The following is a 16,560-nucleotide window of genomic DNA, read 5'->3' on the forward strand; positions in this document are numbered from 1 at the left end:
AGACTGTGTGCCAATTCGACACAACGGCGCGGCATCACGGTCGAGCGCCATGGGGACGGAGTAGCTGGTGGGGGACATGGACGAGCGACTGCAGAAACTGGCGAAGTCCTCTCCGAACTTCGGCATCCTCTACCCACTGAAGCCCCTGCTGTCGCTCTACGGCGCCCAGGCCGAGGCCACGGTCTTCACGAACCCGAACTCCTCGCTCGTCCAGGCAGGCCAGTTCGGCGAAGTCCTCGCCGAGGAGCTGATCACCCGGATCGGCATGCGAGTGGACGGTGACCGGCAGATCGACCGGCTGACCGCCCTGACTCGGGCTGGTGTCCTGATCCCCGAGACGCGTCGGGATTTTGACCAGTTGCGGGTGGACCGTAACAAGGCCGCTCATGCTCATCTGTTCGACACGGCACGAGCACTGGATACCGTTCGGGTCTGCCACAAGCTCGGCTTGTGGTTCCACGACGCGATCTCCGGGCGCCGCACAGTTGTGGAGTTCGTGCCGCCTACGGATCCGGAGACAGTCGAACAGCTCTCGGATCCGGACGAGGTCGCGGAACTGAATGAGGCCCTGGACGGCCATCGTCAGGCCCTGACCGAGGCGCGCACGCGCCTCACGGAGTCCACGAGCGAGCTGGAGGCCGAGCGGAAGGCGCGGGCCGAGGCGGAACGCCTCATCACCAGTGCCAGCACGAACAACGCGGAGCTCCTCGCCCAGATCGAACAGCTGGCAGCGCAAGTCGCCGAGATGCGAGTTGCTCAGACGGCCGAGTACGAAGAGGCCCGTCAGGCCCCGCGGAAGGTCGATCCGGCGGCCCGTGACGCGATCATCCATCGTGCGCAGCGGCGGGCTCCGCTGAACGAGATCGAAGCCCGCAAGGAGATCGACAAGCTGCTGCGCGCCGCCGGCTGGGTAGTGCAGGACCGCAGCGAGGTCAACCCCATGGCCGGCCGGGGCGTGGCCGTGCGGGAGTTCACGCTCGCCACGGGACGGGCTGACTACGTCCTGTACGTGGACGGACAGATTGCCGGCGTCATCGAGGCTAAGCGTGAGGGCACGCACCTGGCCAGCGCGGTCGCGCAGAACGACCGCTACGCAGGCGGAGTGCTCAAGGAGCACCGGCTCGCCGTTTGGCGCGAGGACGAGCCATTCGCCTTCCGATACGCGACCACGGGCACCGAGACGTACTTCATCAACCGGCTGGACCCCGAGGCGCGCTCCCGTGAGGTGTTCGCCTTCCACAAGCCGGAGACCATCGCAGACTGGATGCGCCGTGCCGAGGAGCATCCGGCCGCCCCCACCTTCCGCGCCGCCCTGCGCAGTGTTCCGGAGCTGCACCGTAACGGCTTGCGTCCGGCGCAGATCGAGGCGATCAAGAACCTGGAGAGCTCGCTTGCTCTGGACAAGCCGCGGGCTCTGATCCAGATGGCGACTGGTGCGGGCAAGACCTACACCGCCGTCTCCCAGACGTACCGGTTGCTCAAGCACGCCCGAGCACGCCGCGTGCTGTTCCTCGTCGACCGGAACAACCTCGGTAAGCAGGCCCTGGATGAGTTCCGGAAGTTCACGACCCCGGACGACGGCCGCAAGTTCTCCGACATCTACAACGTCGAGCGCCTAGGCGCTGCAGGACTGCAGGACAGCAGCTCGGTCGTGATCTGCACGATCCAGAAGATGTACCGCCTGCTGACCGGCGAGCAGCTCGTGGACGACGACCCAGTCGATGAGGCCAACGACGACACGGCGTACGAAGAGTCCTATGCCGCTGCACAGCCCATCAAGGTCGGCTACAACCCGGCTGTGCCGATCGAGTCCTTCGACCTGATCATCGTGGATGAGTGCCATCGCTCGATCTACGGCCTCTGGCGTGCGGTGCTGGAGTACTTCGACACCCACCTTGTCGGGCTGACCGCCACTCCGACCCTGCAGACCCTCGGTTTCTTCGGCCGGAACCTGGTCTCCGAGTACACCTATCCCCAGGCAGTAGCCGACGGCGTCAACGTCGACTTCGACGTCATCCGCATCCACACAGATTTGCGGGAGAACGGTGGCGCCACCATAGACGAGGGCACAACGGTCAAGATCCGTGACCGGAAGACCCGATACCAGCGCTACGAGCAACTGGCGGACGACTTCACGTACACCACACGTCAGATCGGACGCTCTGTGGTGGCTGTCGATGAGATCCGAGCCGTTCTCACCGCCTATCGGGACAACTGGCAGCGGTGGTTCCCCGGCCGCAAGGAGGTTCCCAAGACGCTGATCTTCGCGGTCGGCGAGGACCACGCCGAGGACGTGCTTGCTCAGGTCAAGGAGGTCTTCGGGCGAGGCGACGAGTTCGCCAAGAAGATCACGTACAAGAGCCGTAAGGCCGGCGAGGACCCTGACGAGCTGATCCGTGCCCTGCGAACGTCCCCGCGCATGCGGATCGCCGTGACCGTCGACATGATCGCGACTGGCACGGACGTGAAGGCGCTGGAGTCTGTGATCTTCCTTCGGGAGGTGCGCAGCGCGGTCCTCTTCGAGCAGATGAAGGGACGAGGCGCCCGCACGATCGACGCCACTGAGTTGCGGGAGGTGACCCCTGGCGGGGATGAGCGAGTGCGTAAGGAGCGCTTCGTCCTCGTGGACGCAGTCGGCGTCACCGACTCCCCACTCGTGGACGCACGGCCGCTCGTTCCGGCGGGGGAGCGCCAGATCTCCCTGGCCAAGCTCCTCGATAAGGCTGGCACCAAGTCGATCAGTGCCTCGGAGGCAGAAATCCTTGCCGGTCGCTTGGCCCGCCTGAACCAGCAGCTCAACGACGGCGAGCGCGATCACATCACCAAGGCGGCTGGCGGTCTCACCCTCTCGGATATCGCGGGCAAGATCGTCCAAGCCGCTGACCCCGATAGGCAGGACCGAGCCATGGCGGAGGGTGGTGAAAAGGCAGCCCACGCACTGATCGTTTCTGCTGTGGCCCCGCTCACCGCCAGCCCCGACCTGCGCCGACTGATCATCGAGATCCGACGGGACAAGGACTACGTGATGGACGAGACCACTGCGGTCGCCGTCACCAACGTTCACGCGATTCCCCGCGAAGAGCGTGCACGCGAGCAGGTCGACCGCTGGAGCCGCTTGCTGGAGGATGAACGCGACAAGATCGCTGCGATCTCCATCGCGCTCTCCAGCCCCCGCTCGGTCGGTCCGGCAGAGGCGTACGCGGCGCTCAAGGAGCTGGCGGACAAGATCCGACGCCCCGACTTCGCCTGGACCCCGCAGATACTTTGGACGTACTACGAGGACCTTGGCCGTGCCGCCGAGCAGCCGAGCAAAGAGGCAGGCGTGCCCGACCTCATCTCGCTCATCCGATACGAGCTCGGCGTGGATTCGGAGCTGAAGCCGTACCGTGAGACGGTAGAGGAGCGCTTCGAAGGCTGGCTGCTCCGGCAGAGGCAGGCTGGCGTGGAGTTCACGGAGGACCAGATGTGGTGGCTGGGGGGCATCCGAGATGTCGTCGCCAGCGACGTCGGCATCGCCCCGCCGGACTTCCGTGCCGAACCGTTCGTCAGCCGCGGCGGCGGCAGGGGGCTTGCCCTGGCCTTCCCGGGGCGTAACCCGCACGACTTCCTGAATGAACTGAATCGAGAACTGGCTTGAGTAAGACGGAACTCCCGCCAGGTTGGTGCCTGGCTTCGCTGGCGGACGTCGTGGCGCCGGGTGGTGTTCTTCGCGATGGCGACTGGGTCGAAAGTAAAGATCAGGATCCGAACGGGTCGGTTCGCCTCGTGCAGCTGGCCGACATCGGAGACGGATATTTTCGAGACCGGAGCAATCGATCACTAACGCCAGAAAAGGCGAATGATCTTCGGTGCACCTTCATTCAGGAAGGCGACATTCTCGTCGCCCGAATGCCCGATCCACTCGGTCGTGCATGTATCTATCCCGGCGGAAGTCGGCCCGCAGTGACTGTCGTTGATGTCTGCATCATTAGGCCCGGGGATGAGGGTGTCGATAGTCGATGGCTTATGTGGGCAATCAACTCGCCGCAAGTGCGGAGCCAGATCGAAAATTTTCAAACCGGCACGACTAGGAAGCGGATCTCCAGGAAGAACCTTGAGAAGGTTCAGATCGCTATTCCGCCACTTGCAGAGCAGCAGCGTATTGTTGAGGCCCTAGAGGGATACCTGTCGCGTATTGACGCTGCCGAGGTAAGCCTAGAGCGCAGCTTGAGGCGGTCAAATGCCGCCTGGGTGGCGGTGCTTAATTCCGTTGCTCGGGGCGATCTTGGCCGGAAGGGGATTCATTCTGATCTCCGTCTGGTATCGGATGTTGCCGAGGTTAGCGGCGGCATCCAGAAGCAGCAGAAGAGGCGGCCAGTCCAAAATTCTTTCCCCTTCCTCCGTGTTGCCAATGTCGGCCGAGGGGCTCTTGATCTTGATGAGATCCATCACATTGAGCTGTTTGAGGGGGAGCTGGAGCGTCACAGGGTCCAGCGTGGCGACCTTCTTGTTGTAGAGGGGAATGGGAGTCCTGACCAGATTGGTCGGGCTGCGCTATGGGGCGGGAAAATCGAGAATGCTGTTCATCAAAATCACCTAATTCGCATCAGGCCTGGGTCGCAGCTCCTTCCTCGATACTTGGAGTTGATTTGGAACTCGCCACTTGTTGTGGAACAGCTTCGTGATGTCGCTAGGTCCACGAGTGGGCTGTATACCTTGAGTACCTCGAAGGTTAAGGCGATCAAGATTCCAGTTCCAACGCTCATCGAACAGGAATCTCTGGTGGAGGACGCTGACGTGTGGGAGACGCGTATTCGCACGGCTTCTTCCGTCCTTGTGGGTGCAAGCGTCCGTAGTAAGCGCCTTCGGCGGGCGGTGCTTTCCCGGGCATTTACTGGTTCCCTTGTTCCGCAAGATTCTCGTGAAGAACAGGCCGACGCTCTCTTGACCAGGATCCGGGTAGAGCGTGAGAAGCGTGTCCCAAGGAAGTCTGGCCGCGCTCGACCACTACGGGTGACAGGGGCGGCTGTGACTGTCACGCCTTCGCCTTCATCCGGCTCTGTGCCGATTCCCGACAATGTCGTACAGCAGGAGTTCGAGTTCTGATGGGCACCACTGCACCCGCCAATACTGTCGCGCAAACAAACTCGCTCGTTGCCAAGCTCTGGAACTACTGCAATGTCCTGCGTGACAACGGGCTTTCGACCATTGAGTACGTAGAACAGCTGTCTTACCTTCTTTTCCTGAAGATGGCAGACGAGCTGGCCGCCGATCCGTTCGCAGAGGAGGCGGCCGCCCCGATCGTTCCCTCCACTTTGGACTGGCAGTCGCTCGCGTCCAAGCGTGGCGAGGAGCTGGAAGGCCATTACCGCCGGGTGCTTACCGAACTGGGCAGGCACCCCGGCACAACGCTCGGCACCGTCTTTGCCAAAGCTCAGAACCGGATCACGGAGCCCGCTCTCCTCGAGAAGCTGGTCGTTGAGCTGATTGGCAAGACGGACTGGGTGCTGGAGGGTACTGACCTCAAGGGTGACGCCTACGAGGGCTTGCTCGCCAAGGGGGCCGAGGATACCAAGACGGGCGCTGGTCAGTACTTCACGCCGCGTCCCCTGATCGATGCCATGGTGCAGGTGATGCAGCCGGGCCCCAAGGATCGAATCACTGACCCGGCCTGCGGTACTGCTGGCTTTCTCATCGCGGCGCACAGCTACATTCGTGAGCACCACCTCAAGGGCCTCTCTCGAGAGCAGCGTCTTGCGCTCGGACAAGGGACCATCTGGGGAAACGAGCTGGTTCCTGGTACCGCTCGCCTCGCTGCGATGAACATGTTGCTGCACGGCATCGGTGAGGCTGGAGGGAAGTCCCTCATCACCACTAGTGATGCGCTGGCCAATGTTCCCGCCGAGCGGGCATCCCTCGTTCTCGCCAACCCGCCCTTCGGTAAGAAGTCGGCGATCACCGTTGTGGGCACGGACGGCAAGACCGACCGCGAGGACATCACGTACGACCGGTCTGACTTCCGAGCCACCACCACAAACAAGCAGCTCAATTTCCTGCAGCACATCATGTCGCTGCTGGAGATGGACGGCCGCGCGGCAGTCGTCCTGCCCGATAACGTCCTGTTCGAGGGCGGGGCCGGCGAGAAGATCCGGCGGCGCCTCCTCCAGGAGTTCAACCTCCACACGATCCTGCGCCTGCCCACGGGCATCTTCTACGCCGGTGGTGTCAAGGCGAACGTCCTGTTCTTCGAGAAGAAGCCCCCGCGGGCCGACGACGTACCCAACACGTCCGAGGTCTGGGTGTACGACTTCCGGACCGGCATGCACTTCACGCTCAAGCAGCGTCCCCTCCGCCTGGCCGACCTGGCCGACTTCATCGAGGCGTACAAGGCGGACGACCGCTCGGCGCGCAAGGAGACCGAGGACGGCCGCTTCAAGCGTTTCACGTACGAAGAGCTCATCGCCCGTGACAAGGTGAACCTCGACGTCACGTGGTTGAAGGATCCGGCGCTCGACGACGCTGACAGTCTGCTTCCTCCCGAGGTCATCGCCCAGGAGATCGTGGAGGACCTCCAGGCAGCCCTTGCCGAGTTTGAGGCGATCGCCGAGGCGCTGGGCGGCGAGGTCAAGCCGGACGTCGCAGCCGAGGAAGTCATCGCGGAAGCATAGGTCCGGGGATCGTTCGCCCGTGCCGGTCTCGCCCAAGGTTCGAGGCCGGCACCAGCTCGGTGTGGGAGCGCATCGTGTGAGGGCTCCCTTCTCCCTAGCGGGCTCCCCAGCCGCGGTGAGCTTCGGGGCCATGTGGGCTCCAGCCGTTCAGGTAGGGCGCGAGCTCCTCGGGCTTCGGTTCGCGAGTGGTGGGCATGGCGGGTAGACGGGTCAGTGGGTCGAGGCTCTGAACGTAACGGCGCGCCCAGGTCAGCCAGCGTTGTGCCGAGTCCGCCGCCGTCTCATCTTCTCCAGACGGGTCTTCCAGTCGGCGCTCCAGGGCGTCGCAGTACGCGCTCAGGTCCGCCGCTTCCTGCCACAGGCGGGCCTGAGCGCGGAGTACCTCGGCATATTGCTCCTGGGCGGCTAGCTCCTTCGCCTTCTCCATGGCCGCCCGCCAGCGGACTTCGCGCTCGGCCTTCGCTCGCTCCTCGTCCGCCTTCCGCTGGGCGTCCTCTACGGCGCGGGTCTCGATCTCCCGGAGCACGGCTCCCAAGATGTCCTCCAGTACCCAGCGCTTGCGATCGGCCCAGCGGGACTGCCGACTGGATCGGCTGTAGCCGAGTTCGATCACGAGGCTCTTCGAGCGCTCTGGGTCGGTGGACTGGGGAAACTCCTGATCGATCGTGACGGTGTAGGTGAAGCCGTTCACGACCAAGTCCATTTCACCCTCGCGGAGGGAGTAGCTGGAGGGGTAGTGACGCCCGTTGTACGTGTAGGCATGGCTGCGCCGGCGGGAGGGGACTTCATGCTCCTTCACCTTGTGCCCTCGACGTACTGCCTCGGCGGCGAGGCCCTGGAGGAGCAGCAACGATCGGCGACGCAGCGGGGCGGGCATGACGAGTCGGCCCTCGTCGTTTCTCAGTGCGGCCACGACTGGATGCGGAGAGCGCAACTGAGTGGGTACGTGGACGGGCGGCGCCTCATCCGGCCTCTGCCTCAGTGAGTTGGGGTGCGGACCCTCGGCCAGAGAGATCTGCAGGTCGCGATTCCACATGCGGACGCTCTCGATGCGTTTGCCCTCAGGGACGAGGCTGTGGCGCTTCGCGTAGTCGATCACGCGTCGCCACTCCGTCACCGTCGCGTCGTCGGGCTCGGTGATGGTGACCCGCCTGTCCGTGACAAGTCGCTCGATGAGTTCCTTCGCTTTGGTCCGGCGGGCGAGTGCGACTGGCCTGTCGGCGTAGGACGCGGAGCGGGCGCTGCCTGCCGCCTTCCCCTCGACGATCTTCTTTTCCCCGACGTGCGCGGGGTCGTCCGGGTGGTGGCCATGCTGGATGTAGAAGGTGCCTGCCTCGGTGACCTGGGCATCCAACTCGCCCCCGCTGCGCTTGATCGTCACCAGCCCGCGGTCGCGCAGCGCGTAGGCGGTGCGGGACTCACCGGGATCCCAGGGCTCCTTGCCGTTCGCGAGCCGGCCGAGCAGGGCGAGCTGTCGTTCGTTCAGGGGAGACCAACGATGCATGGCAACAGCTCACCCTGGGGTCGGGCCAGGTGCAATGACTCGTACGGGTGGTCGCGTCTGGAGGCGCCGGAGACCTGCGGGTTTGCGGTCGTCGGACAGCTCGCGTGCGTGAGCGGACTGGGTGGCACTGGGGCGGACCCGGCGTCATGGTGATCGCGGTCGGATACCTCTGACCTGGGGAAACAGGATTCTGCGGCACGGTCCGGCACCACCCGGGATGATCTTGTGGGGCCTCGTAATGCGCAGGTCTCGGGTTCGAATCCCGAAGGCGGCTCTGTAGAACCCCCAGGACTCACTCGCCGTGACCTGGGGGTTTTGCTATCTACCGGACCTTGCGCCGCCGCTGCATGGCTCCCGGTTCGCATGACTCGGGCGAGGATCACAGCGGCGGAGGCGCGTTGCCTGCTCCGGGTGCCGATCGGCCGGCCTCGCGCACGTCGGCATCCGTGCTGCGCCGCAACACGAAGATCCGCAGCAGGGAAAGCAGACTCGGACCACATAACGCGCCGGCGATCCAGCCGTTCGTCGGCATCGCATAGAGTCCGCCCCCGAGCATCAGGACCGACAGTGCGACTGCAGAGTGCAGCAGCCGCATCCGATGCTTGTGGTTGCGGGCGGCCATCTGCTCACGTGCCTCCCGTTCCTTTGCCCTCTCGACCGCGTGTGCGCGACGCTGTGCCTCGGCCTCTTCGGCAGCGGCCTTCCGTGCTGCGTCGGATTCCTGCTGTTCGAGCCGGAGCTTGCTCAGCTCGGGTTCGCGCCGGAGTTGCGGTTCGAGGGCCTTGAGCGCGACCTGGAGTTGTTCGGGCCCGCCGAGTGCCGCCCCCCACTGGGCTGCGATGCCGAGGCCGGCGGACACGACGGGGTTCGTGCCGGGCATCCCGGGGAGCTGAGCCGACTGGTCTCCGAGGTTCATGCCTGCGCTCCCCCGTCTCCGCCGCCCACGGGCGCGTACTCATGGTCGGTGGGTGTCGGTGGTGGGCCGAGGCGGAGGAACAACCGGGCCAGGGCCTGGTTCAGAGTGTCAGCCGCACGTTCGGCAACGTCTGCGTCGTACCCGTCCGATGCGTCATGGTCGGCCTCGCGCCGCGACATGGAGCCGTCGCGGAAGCCGCGACTCAACGTGAAGCCCCGCAAGCTGGAATGACGGGGCCCTGTTCGAGGCAGCTCACGGGCCGTCATGTCGATGCTGCGGACGGCATCGTTCCAGGGCGTGTGACTGTGCTGTTGCTCCCACAGCTCCAGGAAGAGCAGAGCGACTGCTCTTTGGGCCGCTTCACCTCCCCTGGCGTGGCCGTGGGACGCAGGTGTTCTTGATGCGGGCTCGGTTGCGCGACCGTGCCCCTCTGGAGGAGGGCGAGGGTGAGCGCAACGCGCTGGGAGAGGCCGCTGCAAGGCGAGCGGCACGGCCCGGCACCACCTGTCACCCCAGGAGGGGGCCGCGGCACATGGGGAGGCCGAGTACGACAGCGCTCCTGCGCCGGTTCGCTGCTCGGTCCGACCCGGGCGGGCAGGGCGCTGCGTAGCTGTGGATGGCGTAGGCATTCCGAAGCCTCTGGCCGGCACTCGGAATCGACGGTGCTGCGTGCCTGCGGGAGCGTGGCCTGCCCGTCATGGAGTCGCAAACCGGTGGGGGTGCCCCGAGTGCAGTCCCAACTGAGCCGATTCGTACGAAAATTCGAACAGTGGCGGCCCTGCGTGGCGAGGAGGGAGGGTGGAAGCAGCTGACTGCCCGTAACCGGCGGGCTGGCCCTGGCGGGAGGGGCGGCTTGGGTGGCGCGGCCGCGCCTGCGGCTGTCCCCCCTGTGGACCTGCGCGTAGGGGTCAGTGGCCGGGTGTGCGGGGGGCTGTGCCGGGGCGGCGGTGGGGGAGGAAGGTGGCCGGGAGGAGGGAGAGGGCCAGGAGGGCGGCTGCGAGGGCGTACGTGGTGCGGAAGCCGGTGGGGGTGAGGCCGGTCGCGCCCAGGGTGACCGAGATCAGGGCCGTGCCGATCGAGGCCCAGATCTGGGAGTTGATGCTCAGGATGGTGCTGGCCGCGGTCATGCGGTGCTGCGGGAGGCCCCGGCTCGCCGTCGTCATCGTGGGGAGCAGGACCATGCCCGTGCCGATGCCCATCACGACCGACGCGGCGACGACCCGCCAGGCCGCGACGTCGGGCGAGCCGACTTCGAGTGCCGTCAGGGCCATGCCGAGGGCCCCCAGCGCGATGCCGGTGCGGATCAGCCGGCGCGGGGAGACCTTGTCGACGCGGCGCGAGGCGATCTGCATGGTGAGGCCGACGGCGAGGCCGACCGGTGCGCCGAGCAGGCCCGCCGCCGTCGCGCTCAGGCCGCGCGCCTGCTGCCAGTACATCGGGGCGAGCAGCATCGAGCCGAAGTAGCCGCAGGTGAACAGTGCGAGCGTGCCGATCCCGACCCCGAAGGTGCGCTCGCGCAGCAGCCGCAGGTCGAGCAGCGGCTCACGGGCCGTCAGGGCGCGCCTGGCGAAGGCGGCGACCAGGGCGAGGCCGGTGAGGGTGGGCAGGAGGGCTCCGGGTGCGGCGAAGGAGCCGTGCTCCGCGCCCCTCGCCAGTCCGAAGAGGAGGAGGGCGAGGCCGGGCGAGAGCATCAGCAGGCCCGGGACGTCCAGCCTGGGGGCGGCCGGAAGTGCCGGGGCGTTGTCGTGGGGGTGGTCGGGCTGGAGGAGCTTCGCGGCGAGGGTCAGTGCCGCCGCACCGACGGGCAGGTTGACCAGGAAGATCCACTGCCATGACACGGCGTCGATCAGCCAGCCGCCCAGCACCGGTCCGAGGACCGGGCCGACGACGATGGGCAGGCCGAGCAGTGCCATCACCCGCCCGAGCCGGGCCGGGTCCGCGGCGCGCATCACCATGGCCATGCCGACGGGCATCAACAGGCCGCCGCCGAGGCCCTGTACGGCGCGGAAGGCGATCAGGCTTCCCGCGTCCCAGGCGCACGCGGCGAGCAGCGAGCCGAGGGTGAAGAGGGCGAGGGCGGTGAGGTAGGTGCGCTTGGCCCCGAGTCGGCCCATCGCCCACGCCGCGGTCGGGATGACGGCGGCGAGCGCGAGCGCGTAGGCGCTGGCGGCCCATTGGATGGTCTCGAGCGAGGAGTGGAAGGCCTCGGAGAGGCGGTGCAGGGCGACGTTGACGATGGTGATGTCGAGGACCGACATGACCGAGCCGACGATCACGACGCTCGCGGTGCGGTGGAGTTGACGTGATGTGGGGGAGGGGAGAGGTAAGGGGGAGGGGTTGGGTGCGGCGGTCGTGGTCGGAGGCGGGGGAGCGGGGAGGGTCGGTTCCGGGGTCGGTTCCGCTCCGGAGGGGGCCTGTGTCGTCCTCATCTTCGGGTCCCCCTCAGCCCTGGTACGGACGGGTCGTGCGAGCGGTGCGCAGCGCCCTGCCCCACCAGGTCAGTTGGCCGATCATGCCCTTGAGCGCGCCCTCGGCCACGGCGGTGTCCCGAGGGGTGCCGTCCTCGCCCAGGCCCGACCAGGGGCCGTGCAGGCTGACGGAGTCGCGCACGGTCGTGGCGTGGAGCTCGGCGAAGACCAGCCGGAGCTGTTCGACCGCGCGCAGGCCGCCGCCGAGCCCGCCGTAGGAGACGAAGCCGACCGGCTTGGCGTGCCACTGCGCGTGGTGCCAGTCGATGAGGTTCTTCAGGGCGGCCGGGAAGCTGTGGTTGTACTCGGGGGTGACGACCACGAAGGCGTCGGCGGCCGCGAGGCGCGGGGTCACGTCCGCGAGGGCGGTGGCGGCCCGCGCGCTCGGCGTGCCGCCCCAGCCGGGCATGGCCAGCGGCAGGTCGATGTCGGCGAGGTCGATGACGTCCAGGTCCAGGCCGCCGTGGGCCTGGGCGGCGCGGAGGAACCAGTCGGTGACGGCGGGGCCCTGGCGGCCCTCGCGGACGCTGCCGACGATGACGGCGACGCGCAGCGGCGCGTCCTCGTGGACGGTGGCCGCCGCCGGGGCGGCCGGGCCGGTGGAGGTGGCAGAGCTGACGGACTCGGGCGCGGGCATGGTGGTGGTGTCCCCTCGGTGTGGGGCGACCGCCCGGTGCGGCTGCTCCTCCGGTAAACTACAACGGGCGTTGTAAAAAATGCAACGGTCGTTGTACTTCTCGTGCGGAGGCGAAGTGAGCACCGGCAACAGCAGGGCAGGCGGGAAGGGCAGTACCGGTGGTGCCGGCGGTGCCAGTGGTACCGGCAGTGCCAAGAAGCAGGAGAAGCAGATCGCCATCGCGAGCGCGTCCTGCACACTCTTCGGCCGCGAGGGGTACGCCCGCGCGTCGGTCGACGCGCTCGCCGCCGCGGCCGGCGTCTCGACCCGCACGCTCTACAACCACTTCCCGGGCGGCAAGGCGATGCTCTTCGCCACCGTCGTCACCTGGACGTCCACGCGCGTGCGCGAAGCGCAGGTCGCCATGATCGACGCCGTGCTGGATCCCGCACGCCCGCCCCACCCCGATGACGTGGAGCGCGACCTGGTCGCCCTGGCCCACGCGTTCATCGGGCTCATGGCCGACTACCCGGACCACTTCGCACTCGTCCGCCACATCCACGCCGAGGCCGACCACGTGCCGCCCGAGGTGCTGGAGGCCTGGACGAACGCCGGACCGGGCCCGGTGGGGCGCGCCCTCGCCGACGCGATGGAGGGTCTGGCCGCCGCCGGGCTGCTCGACGTACACGGCGACGCGGCGCTGGCCTGCACCCATTTCATGGCGCTGACCTCGCAGCCCATCCTGCAGCTCTCCCACTACGGGGTCCTCCCGATCCCGCAGCCGCAGGTGGACCGCCTGGTCACGGGGGGTGTGGCCGCGTTCCTCCGGGCCTACGGTGTGGTCTGAGGGGTTGAGGGGCCTCAATGGTCTGAGTTGGTCTGAGTTGCTCTGAGTGGTCTGCGTCCCCGCCGTGCGCCCCCGCCCGGCCCTCCGCCGGGCGCCCCCCGCCCCCGTCCGTCTCCTGTCGCCCGGGGCCACGGGCGGGGTTACGTTGGACGGATGAGGCAGACCCGGTTGCGCAGGGCGGCTGTGGGAGCGGCCGCCGTAGGGCTCCTGATGGTGCCCGTGGGGGCCGGTGTCGGGTACGCGGTGGACGCGCCGACACCTCCGGCGCCGAGCAACTCGGCTGCTTCGACCGGCTCCGAGGACTTCCCGCAGCTCACCCCCGCCGTGGCCCGGCAACTGGACGAAGCCGTCCTGAAGGTGATGGACGAGGCCAAGGTGCCCGGGGTGCAGGTGGCCCTGTCGGCGCCGGGCAAGGGGGCGTACGTACGGGCCTTCGGCGTGGCCGACAAGGCCACCGGCCGGCCCATGACGGACAGCCTCTTCATGCGGATCGGCAGCGAGACCAAGACCTTCACCGTGACCGCGCTGCTGGAGCTGGTCGACGAGGGGAAGGCCGGGCTGGACGATCCCATCGGCACGTACGTCTCCGGGGTCCCGAACGGCGACCGGATCACCTTGCGCGAGCTGGCCGGCATGCGCAGCGGGTTGTTCAACTACTCCGCCGACGAGGACTTCTTCAAGGCGCTGACCAGCGATCCCCAGCGGGAGTTCACCCCGCAGGAGCTGCTGGGGTACTCCTTCAAGCACCCGGTGCTCTTCGCGCCCAACGCGCAGTTCTCCTACTGCAACACCAACCTGATCCTGCTCGGACTCGTGGTGGAGAAGGTCAGTGGCCAGAGGCTCGCCGACTTCATCACCAAGGAAGTCGTCGTACCCGCGGGGCTGAAGCACACCCTCTTCCCCCTCGGCGCCGAGTTCCCGACACCGCACGCGCAGGGCTACACGAACCAGACGGCCTCCGGGAAGACGGAGGACGCCGCCGACTGGAACCCCTCCTGGGGCTGGGCCGCCGGGGCGATGATCTCCAACCTCACGGACCTGCGGAAGTGGGCCAAGGTGGTGGCCACGGGCGAGCTGCTGACCCCCGCCACCCAGGCGGAGCGGCTCAAGGTCAGTCCGGCCCTGCCGGGCACCGGGTACGGCCTGGGCATCTTCAAGGTCAACGGGTGGATCGGGCACAACGGCTCGCTCCCCGGCTACCAGTCGCTGACCCTGTACGACCCGCGGACGCAGGCCACCCTGGTCGTCCTGCTCAACACCGACATCTCCGCCGAAGGCCAGGAGCCGAGCACGCTGTTCGGCGAGGCGATCACCAAGGTCGTCACCCCGGACAACGTCTACACGCTGCCCGCCCAGCCCGCCCCCGGGAAGAGCTGACCCGGACCGCCGTCGAAGAAGGTTTGAAACATTGCGGTGGCGCCGTCGCGTCGATGGAGTGAGGCGGGCGCGAGGGGGAGTGGATGCGGCAGGGTTCCAGGGACGGGTTCCGTGAGTTCGCAGAGGGCAGATCGGCGCATTTGTACCGGTCCGCCTGCCTGCTGGCGAGCGGTGACACCCATCTCGCGGAGGATCTCGTCCAGGAGACCCTCGGGCGGATGTACCTGCTCTGGGGCCGGATCAACCGCATCGACAATCCCGCCGCCTACGCCCAAACCGTGCTGGTGCGTGCCTTCCTGACGCACCAGCGCCGCCGGTCCACGGGGGAGCGTCCGGTCGGGGAGTTCCCCGAATCGGGCGCGCCGGTGGCGGTCGGCGCCGGCGATCCGGTGCTGCGGCTGACCCTGCTGCAGGCGCTGGGTGCGCTGGCGCCGAAGGACCGGGCGGTACTGGTGCTGCGGTACTGGGAGGACCGCAGCGTCGAGGAGACCGCCGACGCGATGAACGTCAGCTCGGCGGCCGTTCGGACCCGCTCCTCGCGGGCGTTGGTCAGACTGCGGGAACGGTTGGGGGGCTCGCTCGCGGATTTCGCGCCCCGCTGAGCCGCCGCGCGTCCGGCTGCCGGGTCGCCCGGCCGGCTGCCTGGCTGCCTGGCCGTCGAGTATCCGGGGGCCTCTGCTTGCCCCTCGCTCGCTCAACCCGGTGGTCCCGGAGCGCCGGTGGTCCCGGAGCGCCGGTGGTCCCGGCGGTCCCGGTGGTTCCGATTCCTCACTCCATCACACCTCTGCACGGAAGGCTTGATTCCGCATGTCCTTTGAAGATGAGCTCGGCGAAGCCCTCAGGCGTGTGGGGGACGGTTTCACGGCGGACGGGCGCGACCTCGTCGCCGCCGGTGAACGGCGGGGACGGCGGCTGGTGGCCCGCCGCCGGGCCGCCGTCGTCGGCGGATCGGCCCTCGCCCTGGCGGTGATCGGCACGGCCGGTGCCTACACGGGCGGGCTGTTCGGCTCGGGCGGTTCCGACGGTCCCGCGAACGTCGCCACCGCCCCGTCGCCGAGCTCGGGGTCCGCGTCCGGCCCGTCGGCGCCGGCGAAGACGGACTCGGGCGAGTCCGGCGACGAGGCGGCGAAGAAGCTCGCCGGCAGCGGGGCCGTCACCGCCGATCAGCTGATCAGCGTGTTCAAGCAGCTGCTGCCGGGCGGATCGGTCACCGATGCCAAGGCCCGGGGCACGGCCGAGCTGACCGGACCGATGGTGGGCGGGGTCTACGACGACGGCAAGGGCAAGGGTTCCCTCGGCGTCGGCCTCTCGCGCGTGGACCCGAAGGGCCGGATGGCCCTCGAGATGGTGAAGTGCCCGTCCAAGGTCGTGCTCAATTACGACAGTTGCGCCTCGGAGAAGCTGGAGGACGGTTCGACGCTGATGCTCTTCCAGGGCTACGAGTACCCCGACCGCCGGGTGGACACGAAGAGCTGGCGCGCCACGTTGGTCACTCCGCAGGGATACCTGATCGACGTGCAGGAGTTCAACGCGGCCGCCGAGAAGGACAAGCCCGTCACCCGGAGCACGCCTCCGCTGACGCTCGCACAGCTGAAGACCTTCGTGACCTCCCCGCTGTGGCTGCCGGCCCTGGCGGACCTGCCGGCCGCGGCGGCGGAGCCGGTGACCCCCACCGCGCCCGGGCCGAAGGCGGCCGACGCGCTGGAGCAGCTGCTCAGCGGGTACGGGATCCCGGTCGCGGGCAAGGAGGAGTTCGACGCGGAGCTCGCCTACCTCGTCCTCGACGACGGCAAGGGCCAGTCGCTGGCCTCCCTCCAGATCCAGCCCGACAGCAAGAGCCGGCCGGGGATGTGGGCGGAGCTGTTCACGGGGGCCGAGACGCTGCCGGACGGGACGAAGATCCTGAGCCACCAGCGGCGCGGCGAGGCCGCGGGCGCGGACTGGTGGAGCGTGGAGGTGCTCCGCAAGAACGGCACCCGGGTGATCGTGTCGGCGTACAACACGAAGACGCTGAAGGGGGCCCCGACCCGGCAGGATCCGGCGCTCACGATGCAGCGGCTGAAGGAGATCGCGACGAGCCCGAAGTGGACCGAGTTCGGCTACTGAGCGGACGGGCGGACGGGCGGGCGGAGGCGAGGCGCGGACGGTCGGCGGGGCGGGTCGGGGCCAGGGGGTTTCGGGCCCC

The 16,560-nt window shown here is 67.8% G+C and carries 11 protein-coding genes and 1 pseudogene; 7 read left to right on the forward strand and 5 right to left on the reverse strand.

Translation table 11 applies throughout. The features are described from left to right. Positions 1-76: 76 nt before the first annotated feature. Together ACWF9Z_RS12515 and ACWF9Z_RS12520 are read left to right on the forward strand one after the other, a co-directional pair. Complete coding sequence (locus ACWF9Z_RS12515) at positions 77-3,637, forward strand: DEAD/DEAH box helicase family protein (RefSeq protein ID WP_453600862.1); 3,561 nt, start codon at positions 77-79, stop codon at positions 3,635-3,637. Between the two features lie 128 nt (positions 3,638-3,765). Continuing rightward, positions 3,766-4,164 (forward strand): annotated as a pseudogene (locus ACWF9Z_RS12520) (restriction endonuclease subunit S); the annotation flags it as partial. Between the two features lie 51 nt (positions 4,165-4,215). Here the strand turns inward: ACWF9Z_RS12520 and ACWF9Z_RS12525 are convergent. Then, entirely contained in the window at positions 4,216-4,464 is a 249-nt protein-coding gene (locus ACWF9Z_RS12525) for a hypothetical protein (protein ID WP_453601106.1), read from the reverse strand. 620 nt (positions 4,465-5,084) lie between these two features. Here ACWF9Z_RS12525 and ACWF9Z_RS12530 point away from each other — a divergent pair. Further along, positions 5,085-6,647 (forward strand): N-6 DNA methylase, encoded by a 1,563-nt coding sequence (locus ACWF9Z_RS12530; protein ID WP_453600865.1) that lies wholly within the window; start codon positions 5,085-5,087, stop codon positions 6,645-6,647. Between the two features lie 94 nt (positions 6,648-6,741). Here ACWF9Z_RS12530 and ACWF9Z_RS12535 read toward each other — a convergent pair whose 3' ends face one another. From ACWF9Z_RS12535 to ACWF9Z_RS12550, 4 genes are all read right to left on the reverse strand, one after another. Next, positions 6,742-8,151 carry a hypothetical protein gene (locus ACWF9Z_RS12535; protein ID WP_453600868.1) on the reverse strand — a complete coding sequence of 470 codons (1,410 nt, stop codon included), beginning with the start codon at positions 8,149-8,151 and terminating at the stop codon, positions 6,742-6,744. Between the two features lie 379 nt (positions 8,152-8,530). Continuing rightward, entirely contained in the window at positions 8,531-9,067 is a 537-nt protein-coding gene (locus tag ACWF9Z_RS12540; protein ID WP_453600871.1) for a hypothetical protein, read from the reverse strand. 908 nt (positions 9,068-9,975) lie between these two features. Continuing rightward, the gene (locus ACWF9Z_RS12545; RefSeq protein ID WP_453600873.1) at positions 9,976-11,343 is read right to left on the reverse strand and encodes a DHA2 family efflux MFS transporter permease subunit; all 1,368 of its coding nucleotides are present in this window, start codon (positions 11,341-11,343) and stop codon (positions 9,976-9,978) included. Positions 11,344-11,509: 166 nt separating this feature from the next. Further along, positions 11,510-12,172, reverse strand: a complete 663-nt coding sequence (locus tag ACWF9Z_RS12550; protein ID WP_453600876.1) for an NADPH-dependent FMN reductase — start codon at positions 12,170-12,172, stop codon at positions 11,510-11,512. Positions 12,173-12,287: 115 nt separating this feature from the next. On the opposite strand from ACWF9Z_RS12550, the gene ACWF9Z_RS12555 reads away from it, so the two are divergent. The 4 genes from ACWF9Z_RS12555 (at position 12,288) to ACWF9Z_RS12570 (ending at position 16,481) form a co-directional block, all read left to right on the forward strand. Continuing rightward, positions 12,288-12,998, forward strand: a complete 711-nt coding sequence (locus ACWF9Z_RS12555) for a TetR/AcrR family transcriptional regulator (RefSeq protein WP_453600878.1) — start codon at positions 12,288-12,290, stop codon at positions 12,996-12,998. 153 nt (positions 12,999-13,151) lie between these two features. Further along, positions 13,152-14,375 carry a serine hydrolase domain-containing protein gene (locus tag ACWF9Z_RS12560; RefSeq protein WP_453600881.1) on the forward strand — a complete coding sequence of 408 codons (1,224 nt, stop codon included), beginning with the start codon at positions 13,152-13,154 and terminating at the stop codon, positions 14,373-14,375. An 83-nt stretch (positions 14,376-14,458) separates the two neighbouring features. Further along, entirely contained in the window at positions 14,459-14,977 is a 519-nt protein-coding gene (locus ACWF9Z_RS12565; protein ID WP_453600884.1) for a SigE family RNA polymerase sigma factor, read from the forward strand. A 205-nt stretch (positions 14,978-15,182) separates the two neighbouring features. Beyond that, the gene (locus ACWF9Z_RS12570; RefSeq protein WP_453600887.1) at positions 15,183-16,481 is read left to right on the forward strand and encodes a hypothetical protein; all 1,299 of its coding nucleotides are present in this window, start codon (positions 15,183-15,185) and stop codon (positions 16,479-16,481) included. Positions 16,482-16,560: the final 79 nt, after the last annotated feature.

This window comes from Streptomyces sp. NPDC054961 (assembly GCF_053609145.1).